The organism is Kitasatospora sp. NPDC058444 (genome assembly GCF_042721415.1).
In the GTDB taxonomy this organism is placed as follows: Bacteria; Actinomycetota; Actinomycetes; order Streptomycetales; family Streptomycetaceae; genus Kitasatospora.
Genome location: NZ_JBHXLL010000017.1, coordinates 49,809 through 63,112 on the forward strand (window position 1 = coordinate 49,809; position 13,304 = coordinate 63,112).

The window sequence follows — 13,304 nt, forward strand, 5'->3', positions numbered from 1 at the left end:
CGGCACCGGGCGCCGCCGGCGCCCGGCACCGGCAGCGGGCGGGGAAGGGAAGGGCGGGTCAGTCCCGGTCGCGGGTGGCGGAGCGGCGCACCGCCCAGGGCAGGACGAACCACAGCACGGTGAAGATCAGCGCGATGGCGCAGGTGATCGGCACCGCGAGCGCCGTGCCGAGGACGACGTCGAGGACCAGCAGGACGGCGCCGCTCAGCGCGGAGGCGAGCAGCAGCAGGCCCGCCTGGGCGATGCGCACGGAGACGGTGACGATCCGCTGTTTGCCGGGGTGGTGGTACAGGCCGCGGTGCAGGGCGACCGGGGTGGCCAGGACGGCCGCGGCGACGACCGACAGCAGCAGGGTGACGACGTAGATGTCCTGCTGGGCGTCGGTGAGCTGGGTGAAGCGCGGGGTGAAGGCGACGCCGAGGAGGAACGCGAAGACGATCTGCACACCGGTCTGGAGCACCCGCAGCTCCTGGAGCATCTCCACCAGGCGCCGGTCGGCCCGCACCTCGGGGTTCTCCCAGCCGGGCGGGGGAGCGGGGGAGGGCCGGTGGCCGGGCCGCGGGGCGTCCGGCGGGGGAGGAGCGCTGGTCATGCGTCAGCTTCTCACGGCCGCCCGCCGTCACCGCCCCGCCCCGTACGGCCGCCGGACCCGGTGCCGTCCCCGGTGCCGTCCCCGCCGCCGGACCCGGCGCCGTGGTCCAGCCGCTGCTGCCAGGCAGTGAGCAGCCCCCGCAGGGCGGCGGCCTCCTCGGGGCTCAGGTGCGCCAGCAGGCGGTGCTCGTTGCGCAGGTGGGCGGTGAACGCCTCGTCGATCAGGCGCAGGCCGGCGTCGGTGAGGGCGACCACGCGCCCGCGCCGGTCGTCCACCGCCGGGCGGCGGGTGACCAGCCCGGCGCGCTCCAGCCGGTCGATCCGCTTGGTCATCGCCCCGGTGGTCACCATCGTGTGCGCGGCCAGCTCGCCCGGGGCCCGCTCGTACGGGGCGCCGGCGCGGCGCAGCGCGGCCAGCACGTCGAACTCGCCCTCGCCCAGGCCGAAACGCTGGTACACGAGGACCAGCTCGGCGGTCAGGCGGTCGGCGAGGCGGTGCAGGCGCCCGATGACGCCCAGCGGGGAGACGTCGAGGTCCGGGCGCTCGCGCCGCCACGCGGCCTGGATCCGGGCGACGTGGTCCTCGTCCCGGTCCCGGTCCCGGTCCTGGCGCTGCTCCTCGTACCGGTCCTCGTGCTGTCCGTGCTCCATGGACGCCACCCTACTCCGATAGCTTCCCAGGAAGCTATATTGCCTTCCATGGAAGCCAACCTGCGATGGGTGCTGCTCACCGCCCTCGCCCCCATCGCCTGGGGCGCCAACTACTGGATCACCCACGCCCACCTGCCCGCCGACCACCCCCTGTGGGGCGCCGCCCTGCGCGCCCTGCCCGCCGGCCTGCTGCTGCTCGCCCTCGCCCGCCGCCGCCCGCACGGCCCCTGGTGGTGGCGCAGCGCCCTGCTCGGCCTGCTCAACACCGCCGCCTTCTTCGTCCTGCTCTACCTCGCCTCCCAACTGCTGCCCACCAGCGCCGCCGCCACCCTCATGGCCGCCTCCCCGCTGGCCCTGCTGCTCACCGCCTGGGCGCTGGCCGGGCAGCGCCCGCGCCGCGCCCACCTGGCCGGGTCGGCGGTGGGCCTGGCCGGGGTCGCCCTCGCGCTGGCCGGACCGGGGGAGGGGATCGGCTGGGCCGGGCCGGCGGCCTCCGCGGCCGCCATGCTGGTCTCCTCCGTCGGCTACGTGCTGGCCGCCCGCTGGCGCGAGGGCGCCGACCCGCTCACCGCCACCGCCTGGCAGCTCACCGCCGGCGGCCTGATGCTGCTGCCGGCGGCCGCCGCCGCCGAGGGCGCGCCGGCGCCCGTGGACGCACCCACCCTGCTCGCCTTCGGCTACTCCGCCGTGGTCGCCACCGCGCTCGCCTTCACCTGCTGGTTCGCCGGACTGCGCCACCTGCCGGCCGGCACGGTCGGCCTGCTCGGACTGCTCAACCCGCTCACCGGCGTACTGCTGGGCGCCGCACTGGACGGCGACGCCTTCGGGGTGCGCCAGGGGGCGGGGCTGGCGCTGGTGGCCGCCGGAATCCTGCTCGGTCGCCCGCGCGCCGACACGGCCGCCGGGCAGCCCCCGGCCACCGAGCCCGACTCCGGCCCCGGCCCCGATACCGCCCGCCTGCCCTGCGGGCGGGCCGCGTGAACGGACGGCGCGGGGTCCGCCGGACTGCGGACCGAGACCTTGATCTCAAGTCGACTTGAAGTCCTAGCCTCCGTGGTGCGCGACCGGACCGGCCGCGGCACCCACCACGACCACGGGGAACCACCGCCATGACCACCACCAGCACCAGCACCAGCACCAGCACCACCGCCACCGCGAACCTCGCCGCACTCGAACAGCAGGTCCGGGTCCTCACCGACCGCGCCGACATCACCGGCCTCATCGACGGCTACCTGCTCAGCCTCGACACACTGCCCCACGGCAGCGGGCGGTTCGACGAGGCGTGGGCGCGGCGCTACTTCACCCCCGACGTGCGGATCACCACGCCGGTGGGGGACCACGAGGGGATCGACGGGCTGGCCGAGTCCGAGCAGGCGACCCTCGGGAAGTTCGAGCGGACCCAGCACGTGGGCGCCAACCACATGATCGACCTGGACGGGGACCGGGCCGAGGTGCGCTGGAACGCCGTCATGACACACGTCCACCTCGCCTCGACCCAGCAGGCACGCGGCGGGGAACCCGGCGGCCACTTCGACGTCGGCGCCACCTTCACCGGCGAGGCCGTGCGCACCCCCGACGGCTGGCGCCTGCGCAGCCTCGACGTGCGGGCCGTGTGGACCAACGGGCAGGGGCCGCTCGTCCTGACCCCGAAGGCCGGGGCGACACTTCGCGCCCTCGCCGGCGGAGCGTGACGGCGGGCGGCGGGCGGCATGACGTCGTGACGGAGTGACGGCGCCCCCGGACCCCACCCGGGGCACCGGCACCGCGCTTGCCCGCCCGCCCCGGCACGTGATCGGATGGCACGAGCATCGCGTGCCGGTGACGGACCGCGTCAGGCATGGAGGTGCGCAACCGAAGGGACCGCCCCCGTGGCCTCCCCCTCCACCGGCCGTACGGCCGCCCTCAGCCTGCAACTCGCCCGCGCACACCAGGAACTGCGCCGCCGCCTCACCGACCTGCGCGCCGGCCTCGACCGGCCCCGCCACCCCCGCGACCCGGGCGGCCCGGGCGGCCCGGACCTCCCGGACGGCAGCGGCGACGACGGCGGGCTCCTCACCCACTGCCTCGCCTTCTGCACCGCCCTGACCAACCACCACCAGGGCGAGGACACCGGCCTGTTCGCCCAACTCCTGCGCGAACGACCCGACCTGGCCCCCACCATCGGCAAACTCGTCGAGGACCACGGCTTCATCACCCACATCCTCACCCGGGTACGCCACCTCGCCGACCAGACCGCCCACACCGCCCCCGACGCCGCCCCCCACGCCGGCCCGGAAGCCATCGGACGCGAACTCGACGGACTCGCCGCCATCATGGAATCCCACTTCGCCTACGAGGAACGGGCCATCGCCGCCGCCCTGGACGCCGGGGTGAGCGACGACGGCTGGTCCGACCCGGTGCTGCGCTTCCGGACACCGTGAACCGCACACCGTAAAACCCCTCGCCCCACCCGCCCCGCCTTCCCTACACTCGCCACGCGGCCGCGCCCCGAGCGCGGCCCGGACACGACGACCGCGACGACCGCGACGACGGACGAGACCAGGAGAGGAGGGCGAGCGGCCATGCCGAAGCACAGCGCCGCCGCCCCCTCTCCCGCGTCGCGGTACGAGGTGATCCTGGTGTCCTCGCTCTCCCGGTGCCCGCTGCGCGGCCGGCACCGGAGCAGTGCCGCCACCGTCTGACCCCACCGGCGCCCCGCTGCGCCCCGCACCACGGCCTTCCACGGCACCCGGTCCGACGGACCGTCGGCAGCACTGCACGATCGCGCGCCCACCCCAGAGCCGAACCGCCTCGAAAGGCACCCGGGCCATGCGCACCCACACCACCACCGCGAACACCGCCGCCACCGCGAACGCCGCCACCGCCGCGAACAGCACCACCGCGATCGCCGCCGTCCGCAACCTCGGCATCCTCGCCCACGTCGACGCCGGAAAGACCACCGTCACCGAGCGGATCCTCTACCTCACCGGCACCACCCACAAGCGCGGCGAGGTCCACGACGGCACCACCGTCACCGACTTCGACCCCCAGGAACGCGCCCGCGGCATCACCATCTTCGCCGCCGCCGTCAGCTGCGCCTGGGCCGGACACCGGATCAACCTGATCGACACCCCCGGCCACGTCGACTTCGCCGACGAGGTCGAACGCTCCCTGCGCGTGCTCGACGGCGCGGTGGCGGTGTTCGACGCGGTCGCCGGCGTCGAGCCGCAGAGCGAGTCGGTGTGGCGCCAGGCCGAACGCCACGGCGTGCCGCGCATCGCCTTCGTCAACAAGCTCGACCGCGCCGGCGCCGACCTGGACGCCGCCGTCGCCGCCATCCGCGAACGCCTGCACCCGCACCCCCTGGCCGTCCAACTGCCCATCGGCACCGAGGAGTCGTTCACCGGCGTCGTCGACCTCGTCCGCCTGCGGGCCCTCACCTGGAGCGACGACGGCACCCGGCACGAAGGCCCGGTCCCCGCCCACCTCGAAGCCGCCGCGGCCCAGCGCCGCCGCGCCCTGGAGGAGGCGGTGGCCGAACTGCACCCCGACGCCCTGGAGGAGTTCTGCGCCCGCGCCACCCTCGGCGCCGACACCCTCACCACCGCCCTGCGCGACCTCACCCGCACCGGCGAGGCCGTCGTGGTGCTGTGCGGCTCCGCCTACCGCAACCGCGGCGTCGAACCCCTCCTGGACGCCGCCGTCGCCTACCTGCCCTCCCCGCTCGACGTCCCGCCCACCCGCTGCGCCGACCGCACCCAGCAGCGCGAGGCCGACCCCGAACAGCCCCTGACCGCACTGGCGTTCAAGGTCACGGCCGCCCCCACCGGGCGCCTGACCCACCTGCGCCTGTACGCCGGCACCCTGCACAAGGGGGACACCGTGCTCGACACCACCACCGGACGCCGCGAACGCGTCGCCCGCATCCTCACCGTCCTGGCCGACCGCCACACCGAGACCGACACCGCCCGCGCCGGCGACATCGTCGCCGTCGTCGGCCCCAAGCACACCCGCGTCGGCGCCACCCTGTGCGACACCGACCACCCCATCGTCCTGGAGGCACCCGTGAGCACCGACGCGGTCGTCACCGTCGCCGTCGAGGCCCGCCGCGCCGCCGACACCGACAAACTCGCCACCGCCCTCGCCCGCCTCGCCGAGGAGGACCCCTCGCTGCGCGTGGCCACCGACCCCGAGACCGGCCAGCGCACCCTGTCCGGCCTGGGCGAACTGCACCTGGAAGTCGCGGTGGAGAAGATCCGGCGCGACAGCGGCGTCGAGGCGACGGTCGGCCGCCCGCGCGTCGCCCTGCGCGAGGCCCTCGTCGAGGGCGTCACCGCCTTCACCTACCGGCACGCCAAACAGGACGGCGGCGCAGGCCAGTTCGCCCACCTCGTCCTCGACGTCCACCCCCTGCCGGCGGGCACCGAGGAGGAGTTCGCGTTCACCTCCACCGTCACCGGCGGACGCGTGCCGCGCGAGTACGTGCAGGCCGTCGAGGCCGGCTGCCGCGACGCCCTCGCCGAGGGCCCGCTCGGCGGACACCCGGTCACCGGCGTCGCCGTCACCCTCACCGACGGGGCCACCCACCCCAAGGACTCCTCCGAACTCGCCTTCCGCACCGCCGCCCGCCTCGGCGTGCGCGAGGCCCTGCGCGCCTCGCGGATGCACCTGCTGGAACCGCTCGCCGAGGTGAGCGTCACCGCGCCCGAGGACGCCCTGGGCGCCGTCCTCGGCGACCTCGCCGCCCGCCGCGGCCACGTCCGCTCCACCGAACCCGGCCACGGCGCCACCGCCCAGGTGAGCGCACTCGTACCGCTGGCCGAACTGTTCGGCTACGCGAGCCGCCTGCGCGGCCGCACCCAGGGCCGCGGCACCTTCACCACCCGCCCGGCCGGCTACGCCCCCGCCCCCGCGCCGGCCGGCTGAAGCCGCACCCGCCCGGCCCTCCCGGCGAGGGGAGGACCGGGCGGCGCCCGCCCGCCCGCCGCGGCCCCCGCTGCGGTGCGGGCCGGGACGGGGCCCGTAGGCTGGGCCGGGCCATCGACGGTACAGACCGTCACCAGTAGGGCGGAACACGACGGAAACGGGCGGGCAGGGGCACATGCAGTTCGACGACCAGGGCGACCTCGACACCTCGCAGGTGGACGACCGGCGCGGCATCCCCGGCGGGAAGGTCGCCATCGGCGGCGGGGCCGTGGGCCTGATCGCCGTGCTGTTCGCGGTCGTCCTCGGCGTCGACCCGCAGCTGCTGGGCCTGTCCTCCTCCTCCGGCTCCTCCTCCGGCTCCACCGGCGTGCGCACCGCCGGCGAGGCGCAGCAGGCCTGCAAGACCGGGGCGGACGCCAACAAGCGCCAGGACTGCCGGATCGTGGCCGTCACCAACAGCCTCCAGGAGTTCTGGCGCACCGAGCTGCCGCGCGCCGCCAAGGTCCCGTACAAGAACGCCGAGACGGTGCTGTTCACCGGCCAGGTCTCCACCGCCTGCGGCGCGGCGACCTCGGCGGTGGGCCCGTTCTACTGCCCCGGCGACAAGAAGGCCTACGTCGACCTGGGCTTCTTCAACGAGCTGTCCGCCCGCTTCGGCGCCAAGGGCGGCCCGTTCGCCGAGTCCTACGTCGTCGCCCACGAGTACGGCCACCACATCCAGAACCTCACCGGCGCCATGCAGAAGGTCGGCGCCGACCGCCAGGGCGCCACCAGCGGCTCGGTGCGCCTGGAACTGCAGGCCGACTGCTACGCCGGGGTGTGGGCGCACCACGCGACCACCACCCCGCAGCCCTCCACCGGCCGTCCGCTGATCGCCTCGCTCACCGACCAGGACATCGCCCAGGGCCTGGACGCGGCCGCGGCGGTCGGCGACGACCGGATCCAGCAGCAGGCCACCGGGCGGATCAACCCGGAGGCCTGGACGCACGGCTCCGCCGAGCAGCGCAAGGCCTGGTTCACCACCGGCTACCGCAGCGGCGACCTCGCCCAGTGCGACACCTTCTCGGCGGCCAGGCTGTAACGGGCGCCCAGGCCGGGCGACCGGGCAGCCCGGCGACCCGGCCGCCCCCGGCATCCCGGCCGGCCCCGGCGGGTCGGCCGCCCCCGGGCGACCGGGCGTCAGGAGCCCCCGCCCGCCCGGCGGGCCGGCCCCACGCTCAGGCCCTTGCGCGTGCGCTGGAGCATCTGGAGCAGCCATCCCTCCGACGGGCGCTGCCCGGCCAGCAGCCGGTTGCAGTGGAGGTGGACGTAACTGCCGAGCAGCCGGGCGCGGTCCGTGCCGAGCCGCCCGGCGGCCTCCAGTTCGGACAGCCGCTCGACCACCGGCGCGAGCGCGCCGCGGCGCTGCGCCAGGATCTCCCGCACCGCGCCGCCCAGCAGGTCCGGCCCCCGCGGCGTGCCGAGCAGGGCCCGCAGGCGCCGCTGGCGCACGCGGTAGTCCTCGCCGGCCTGACGGCGGGCTGCGCCCTGGAACGGCTCGGCCTGGTCGGTGTACCAGCGCAGGCGGTCCTCGGTGGTGAGGCCGAGCCCGGCGAGCAGGTCGTCGGTGCTCACGGCGGCCAGTTCGGCGAGGTCGCCGTCGACGGGCGTGTCCGGCGTGTCCGGCGTGCCAGGCGTGTCCGGGGCGTCGGGGGTGCCCGGGGTGTCCGGGGCGGGTGGGGTGCGGGTCGGCCCGGTCTCGGCGAGCAGCCGCATCACCGCCCGGCTGTCGGCGCAGAAGGCCTGCTCGCTGGCGTCGGTCCCCTCCGATCCGCCGTACCGTTCGAGTTCGCGCTCGTAGGTGTCGATCACCAGCCGTGAGACCAGGCCCTCGTCGGTGAGCTGGGCGGTGAGCCGGGCGACCTCCGGGAGCAGGTGGCGGGTCAGCGCCTCGTGGTCGCCCTTCCAGCGCAGCCGCAGGTGCGGGTCGGGGTCCGCGTAGCGGATGAAGAACCACTGCTGCGCGAGCCCGGAGACCTCGGCCATCTCGCACAGGTGCCGCAGTGGGCCGGCCAGCAGGGCGTCCTCCTGGTCGCGGTCGCAGTAGAACTTGGCGAACAGCCAGTCGCTGCCCGGCAGGCGCAGCCGGTCCCGCACCGGGACGGGGCGTCCGTTGCTGTGCGCGAGCGCCGGCGCGGTCGGTGCGGGTGCCGCGGGCGCGGGGGGTGGCGTCGGGGTCGTCGGCGGCGTGGCTTTCCGTGGCGCCGCCGCCGCTGGCGTCGGCTGCGGGGGTGCCGGTCGCGGGCGCAGGACGAGGGGGGCCACGAGTTCGCTCATGAAGACGCCGCCGGTGCCGGGCAGCCACGCGGCGCCGGTGTCGGGCAGCGCCTCCTGGAGCAGGAGCGGCGCGCCCCGGCCGCGCCGGGCCTCGGCGCGCAGCTGTTCGAGCTGGGCGGGGTCGTCGAGGTCGAGCAGCAGCCGGTTGTCGGCCATGCTCAGGTAGAGGCGCGCGGGGGCCGACCACGCGGTGCGCCAGGCGGTGACGTGGGCGGCGAAGGCCCGGGCGTCGTCCGTCCGGTCCCGGTCCCCGGTGCCGTCGGCGGGCGGGCGCAGCAGCCACCGGGCGGGGCAGAGCACGATGCGGCCGTACTGCACGCGGGGCAGGAACGGGAAGCCGGCCGCCGGGCCCCAGTCGAAGGCCGTGAACTCGGGTGAGCCGTCCCGGGCGGCTTCGTCGAGGAAGCGGCAGACGGCGGGCGCCTGATGGGTGTTGAGCATGTGGCGCGCGGTGGGGCGCAGCACGGTGTCCAGGCGCCGCGAGCGCAGCCGGTAGCGGTCGTGGCGGACGCCGACCAGGATGTCGTCGAGCGGGACGACCTGTTCGGGGGGCACTCCGGCGGGGACGTCGAGGACGATCTCGTGCTCGTGGACGGCCGGGCGCACGAGGACGTTGGCCATCCGCGGGTCTGAGGGGAGGTAGACGACCTCGGCGGGCACTCCGGCCTCGGGGCGGGCCCGGCACTCGGCCTCGCCCAGGCCGCGCAGGGCGTCCGGACCCTGCGGTGCGAGGAGGCCGGCGAAGCGTCCCAGCGAGCGGCCGGCGCTGCTGGCGCCCAGGTTGGGGCCGACGACCAGCAGGAAGTCCCCGCGGTCGACGGCTTCGGGGCCAGCGGCGGCGACGAAGGCGGACAGTTCCAGGGACAGCGGTGCGAAAGCGGTCCCGGACTCCACGGTCTGGAGGTCCGCGAGCAGGGAGTCGGTCAGTTCGACGACGCGTTCGTGGTCCCGCAGGGCGCCGAGGGCGAGCTCGGTGAGCGTGTTCGCGCGCCGGGCGGCCACCTCGGGCCGCAGCGTCACGCCGGCGCCGTGGGTGTGCCCGAGCGGGCCGATCCCGCTCCGTTCGTCCAGCAGCTCCAGCAGGGGCACCTCCCGGTCGTGGCCGTAGCGCTGGGTGAACGCGCCGCGGTGGGCCGCCAGGTCGGGGGAGCCGAGCGGCTGCGGCGACAGGCGCAGGAGCAGCTCGGCGGCCTGGGCGCAGGCCTCGCCGACGCCGGCGGCGAGCCGGTCGCCGTCCACGGGCCGCGCCATGTCGCTCTGGAACGCCGGTCCGGTGACGGGGTGGACGGCCGTGGCGCGTCGTGTGAGGCCGCCGGTGCGCCGCGGTGCCTGGTCGGCGGGGGCGCGGTCGAACTCGGCCATTTCGGCGAGGAGTTCGGCGAGCTGAGCGGCCGTGCGGGCACAGGAGGGGCGCTCGGCGAGGCGGCGGCGCAGCTCCTCGGCCGGGTCGGCGGTGGTGAGCGCGGCGCGCAGGTCGGTGACCAGCAGGCGCTGCTGCCACAGGCCGGTGAGCAGCCGGTCGATCTGCTCGGGGCTGCCGGCGGTGTGCTCCAGCAGGTGCCGGCGCAGCCGGGCGTACGGCACGGGGCGGCGGGCGGCGCGCAGTGCCTCGCGCACGGCGGCGGTCAGGCGGACCGAGCCGGTGTCCTGCGCGGGGCCGCCGTCGGCCGTGGCGAGGCGGCCGTGGCGTTCGACGGTGCGGGCGCCGGCGCTCCAGAGGCTGTCGGCGCGGGCGGCGGGGTCGTGGTCCAGGGCCAGGCACAGGTCGGTCAGCCAGCCCATGTCGGGGCGGGTGCGGATGCGGTCGGCGTCCTCGCGCACGCGCAGTGTGGTGCGCTCGCCCCAGCGGGCGAGGGACACGGCGGCGAACGCGCCGTAGGGGGTGGGCCGGGTGCTCATCCGGATCAGGTAACGGGCCAGCTTCAGTTCGGCCCGGGCCGCGTCGCGGGGGCCGGCGCCGGGGCGCTGCAGTGCATCGAGCAGGTCGGGGCTGGCGATGGCCAGGGCCCGGCGCACGCGCGGATCGGCGAGGCTGTCGCGGGGGTTCGCGGCGGGGGCGGCACCCGGGCCGCGGACCGGCAGCAGGGGGGTGCGGACGATCAGCCAGGGGGCCGGTTCGTAGAGCGGGGGGCGGGTGCGGTGGCGGGCGCGGGGCGCGGCGGGACGGCCGTGCGGTGGGCCCGGCTCGGCAGGGGCGTGGGTGGGGGCGGGGGTCGCGTCCGTGGCAGGGGCAGGGGCCGGGGTGGGGTCCGGTGTCATGACAGGGCCACGGCGCGGTCCCACACCGGCTCCCGGTCGGTCGCGGCCGCGAGCAGGACGAGGGCGACCCCGGCCGCCCCGTCCAGGAAGCCGGGCTGGTCGACGAGGTTGCCCGTCGGCTCCACCGCCGCGATCCCCATCGGCCGGGCCGGGTCGACGTGGGCGAGGATCTGCCCGGTGAGGTCGGCGGCGGCCTCGGTGAACACCGGCAGCGCGGTGTCCTCGGCGAAGCGCAGCGTCACCTGGAGGAGCCCGGCGACGCCGTGGCAGAAGGTGGGGGAGTCGATGCGGCGCTCGCGCACGGGCCGGCGGTAGACGGCCTCCATCGCCCGCACCGCCGTGTCGCACAGGCCGTCGTCGCCGAGCGCGCTGCCCGCCAGCCACAGCGCCCTGGCGATCCCCGGGCTGCCGTAGCACCAGGCGCTGCGGGTGGGGTGCCGGGCGCGGCCCGCGCGCAGGCCGCGGCCGCCGTCGACCAGCGGGACGGCGTCGGGCCAGTTCGGCCCGGCCGCGTCGTCCGCCCGGTGGGCCAGCAGCCAGCGGGCCAGCTCGCGGACGGCCGCCCGCAGGCCCTCGGCCTCGACCCCGGCGCGGGCGGCCACGGCCATCACCGCCAGCGGGCCGGGGATGCCGTGCGCCAGACCGCAGTTGAGGTTGCCGAACGGATAGGCGCGGGCCTGCTCCGGGTCGTGGAGCAGGGCCGCGGGGGTGTGCCAGGCGGGCGGCGGCCGCCCGTCACCCGGGGTGACGTCACCCCCGGCGCCGTCACCCGGGGTGAGGTGGTCCGGGGTGAGGTCGTCCGGGGTGAGGTGGCCCGCCGTGGCCTCGGCGGGAGTGGCGTCGGCGAGGGCGAGGCCGGTGAGGGCGCGCAGCACCGGCGCGAGCGCCGGATGGGCGGGCCGCTGCGCACCGGCGGGCAGCAGGTGGGTGGCGACGCCGCTGAGGCCCGAGATGAGGTCGAAGGAGGACACCGGCACGCCGTCGCGTCCGCGCAGTGCCGCCGCCCCGGACAGGCTCGCCGCCGCGATCCGGCCGTCGAGGACCTGGCGCAGGCGCCGGTAGTTGCGGCCCTCGCCCAGCACCGCCGCGCAGAACGCGACCCCGCTCAGCCCGCCGAACACGCCCGGCGGGGCGCCGCCGCGCCGCTCCAGCGCGGCCGCCGCGCGGGCGAGGTGGGCGTGCCCGGTGCGGTCCCAGCCCTCGGCGGGGAAGCAGCGGTGCAGCTGGGCGCAGAGCAGCGCCTGGCCGGTGTCCCCCTGGGCCAGCGACACCGGGTCCCAGTGCACCGACCCGGGGAACGCGGTCTGCCGGGCGGCGAGTTCGAGCGCCGCCCGTACCCGCGGGGGGCTGGTGACCCGCCGCGCGATCAGCCGGGCGGCTTCGAGCGCGCGGGCCCCGTCCGCCGGCCCCAGCCGCGGCGCCCAGGCGCCGCGGTCCCGTACGGCCGGCGGCGTGGCGCCGGGGGCCGGCGTTCCCGTCCCCATCAGCATTGCGGGTCCGGTCCGCAGGTGAACACGTGCGGGTTGCAGGTGTCGCGGGTGCGGCACACGACGCCCGTGACGTGGGCGCCGGGACAGGCGCAGGTGATCCGGGTCGCGGTGGCGCAGATGGCGTCGCAGGTGATCCGGGTTGCGGTGGCGCAGACGGCGTCGCAGGTGATCCGGGTCGCGGTGGCGCAGATGGCGTCGCAGGTGATCCGGGTGGCGCAGCCTTCGCCGCAGGTGACGCACGTGTCGCAGGTGACCTGGGTGCGGCAGGCGGCGCAGGTCAGGCAGGTGCTCTCACGGCAGGTGTCGCAGGTGTTCTCACCGCAGGTGTCGCAGGTCCGGCACGTGGCGGGGAAGCGGGTGACGCACGCCGTGTCCTCGGTGCACTGGCAGGTCTGCGGCCGGCAGCCGGTGTTGAACACCGTCGGGCAGTCGAAGTCGGTGGCGCAGCCGAAGTCGGTGACGGCGATGCAGCCGCCGGCGCCCGCGGTCCGTGTCGGCAGGGTGTCCGGCCCGATGGTCAGCGGCCCGACGGTCTGCGGCCCGACGGTCTGCGGCACCGCGCCCGGGCCCTGCGGTTGCCCCAGCCGCAGGTCGAGGTCGAAGTCGTCCACGGGGGTGGCCGACTCGACCCGGGTGAAGTGCACCGTCGCGTCGCGACGCAGGGTGACCTTCGTGGCGTCGAGTCCGACGAACGGCGGCTGGTCGCCGCCGACGGTCTCCACCGACAGCACGTCCGCGGAGGCGAACTCGGCGTAGTAGTCCAGTTGTTTGTTGAAGTACAGGCGCCGGTATCCGGCGCGGTCGCTGTCGCCCAGCAGTCCGCTGAGCGTCAGTGCTCTGGCCGGCCGCTCCGACGGGCTGGCCAGGTTCCTCGTTACGAAGTCGTCCTGCGGGCGATCGCCGATGCCGTTCGGTTCACCGGGTTCGGTGTTCTTGCCGGCCATGTCAACCTCGGGTGCTACTGGTGCGGTTCCTGTCTGCTTCCGCGTCGGCTTGTTGACTTTGCGTCACTCTCGTCTCTGCCCCATGCCCCCTGCCCATTGTCGCCCGGATCGCCCGTGCCGGCACGGCTTTGGGCGGCCCAGGGCGCCC

At 76.3% G+C, this 13,304-nt stretch carries 10 protein-coding genes; 5 read left to right on the forward strand and 5 right to left on the reverse strand.

From position 1 onward, the window contains the following. Positions 1 to 58 precede the first annotated feature (58 nt). Positions 59 to 592, reverse strand: coding sequence for a DUF6328 family protein (locus ACFWP2_RS19385; RefSeq protein ID WP_380452841.1), 534 nt, complete (start codon positions 590 to 592; stop codon positions 59 to 61). Positions 593 to 603: 11 nt separating this feature from the next. After that, complete coding sequence (locus ACFWP2_RS19390; RefSeq protein WP_380452843.1) at positions 604 to 1,242, reverse strand: MarR family winged helix-turn-helix transcriptional regulator; 639 nt, start codon at positions 1,240 to 1,242, stop codon at positions 604 to 606. A gap of 48 nt (positions 1,243 to 1,290) precedes the next feature. Between ACFWP2_RS19390 and ACFWP2_RS19395 the strand changes: the two genes are divergently transcribed. The 5 genes from ACFWP2_RS19395 to ACFWP2_RS19415 all read left to right on the forward strand — a co-directional run bounded on the left by ACFWP2_RS19395 (position 1,291) and on the right by ACFWP2_RS19415 (position 7,228). Continuing rightward, the gene (locus tag ACFWP2_RS19395) at positions 1,291 to 2,223 is read left to right on the forward strand and encodes a DMT family transporter (protein WP_380452846.1); all 933 of its coding nucleotides are present in this window, start codon (positions 1,291 to 1,293) and stop codon (positions 2,221 to 2,223) included. 128 nt (positions 2,224 to 2,351) lie between these two features. Then, positions 2,352 to 2,933, forward strand: coding sequence for a nuclear transport factor 2 family protein (locus tag ACFWP2_RS19400; RefSeq protein WP_380452848.1), 582 nt, complete (start codon positions 2,352 to 2,354; stop codon positions 2,931 to 2,933). A 177-nt stretch (positions 2,934 to 3,110) separates the two neighbouring features. Then, positions 3,111 to 3,662 carry a hemerythrin domain-containing protein gene (locus ACFWP2_RS19405; protein ID WP_380452850.1) on the forward strand — a complete coding sequence of 184 codons (552 nt, stop codon included), beginning with the start codon at positions 3,111 to 3,113 and terminating at the stop codon, positions 3,660 to 3,662. A 388-nt stretch (positions 3,663 to 4,050) separates the two neighbouring features. Beyond that, positions 4,051 to 6,147 (forward strand): elongation factor G, encoded by a 2,097-nt coding sequence (gene fusA / locus ACFWP2_RS19410; protein WP_380452852.1) that lies wholly within the window; start codon positions 4,051 to 4,053, stop codon positions 6,145 to 6,147. A gap of 175 nt (positions 6,148 to 6,322) precedes the next feature. Then, positions 6,323 to 7,228: a neutral zinc metallopeptidase gene (locus tag ACFWP2_RS19415; RefSeq protein ID WP_380452854.1), complete on the forward strand. Its 906-nt coding sequence runs from the start codon at positions 6,323 to 6,325 to the stop codon at positions 7,226 to 7,228. A gap of 98 nt (positions 7,229 to 7,326) precedes the next feature. Here ACFWP2_RS19415 and ACFWP2_RS19420 read toward each other — a convergent pair whose 3' ends face one another. From ACFWP2_RS19420 to ACFWP2_RS19430, 3 genes are read right to left on the reverse strand one after another with little or no spacing between them, the layout of a single operon-like run. Next, a complete protein-coding gene (locus ACFWP2_RS19420; RefSeq protein ID WP_380452856.1) occupies positions 7,327 to 10,722 on the reverse strand; it encodes a lantibiotic dehydratase in 3,396 nt (1,131 codons plus the stop codon). After that, the gene (locus ACFWP2_RS19425) at positions 10,719 to 12,212 is read right to left on the reverse strand and encodes a lanthionine synthetase C family protein (RefSeq protein WP_380452858.1); all 1,494 of its coding nucleotides are present in this window, start codon (positions 12,210 to 12,212) and stop codon (positions 10,719 to 10,721) included. Before ACFWP2_RS19425 ends, ACFWP2_RS19420 begins: the two co-directional genes overlap by 4 nt. After that, the gene (locus ACFWP2_RS19430) at positions 12,206 to 13,156 is read right to left on the reverse strand and encodes a hypothetical protein (RefSeq protein ID WP_380452860.1); all 951 of its coding nucleotides are present in this window, start codon (positions 13,154 to 13,156) and stop codon (positions 12,206 to 12,208) included. Before ACFWP2_RS19430 ends, ACFWP2_RS19425 begins: the two co-directional genes overlap by 7 nt. Between the last annotated feature and the right edge of the window lie 148 nt (positions 13,157 to 13,304).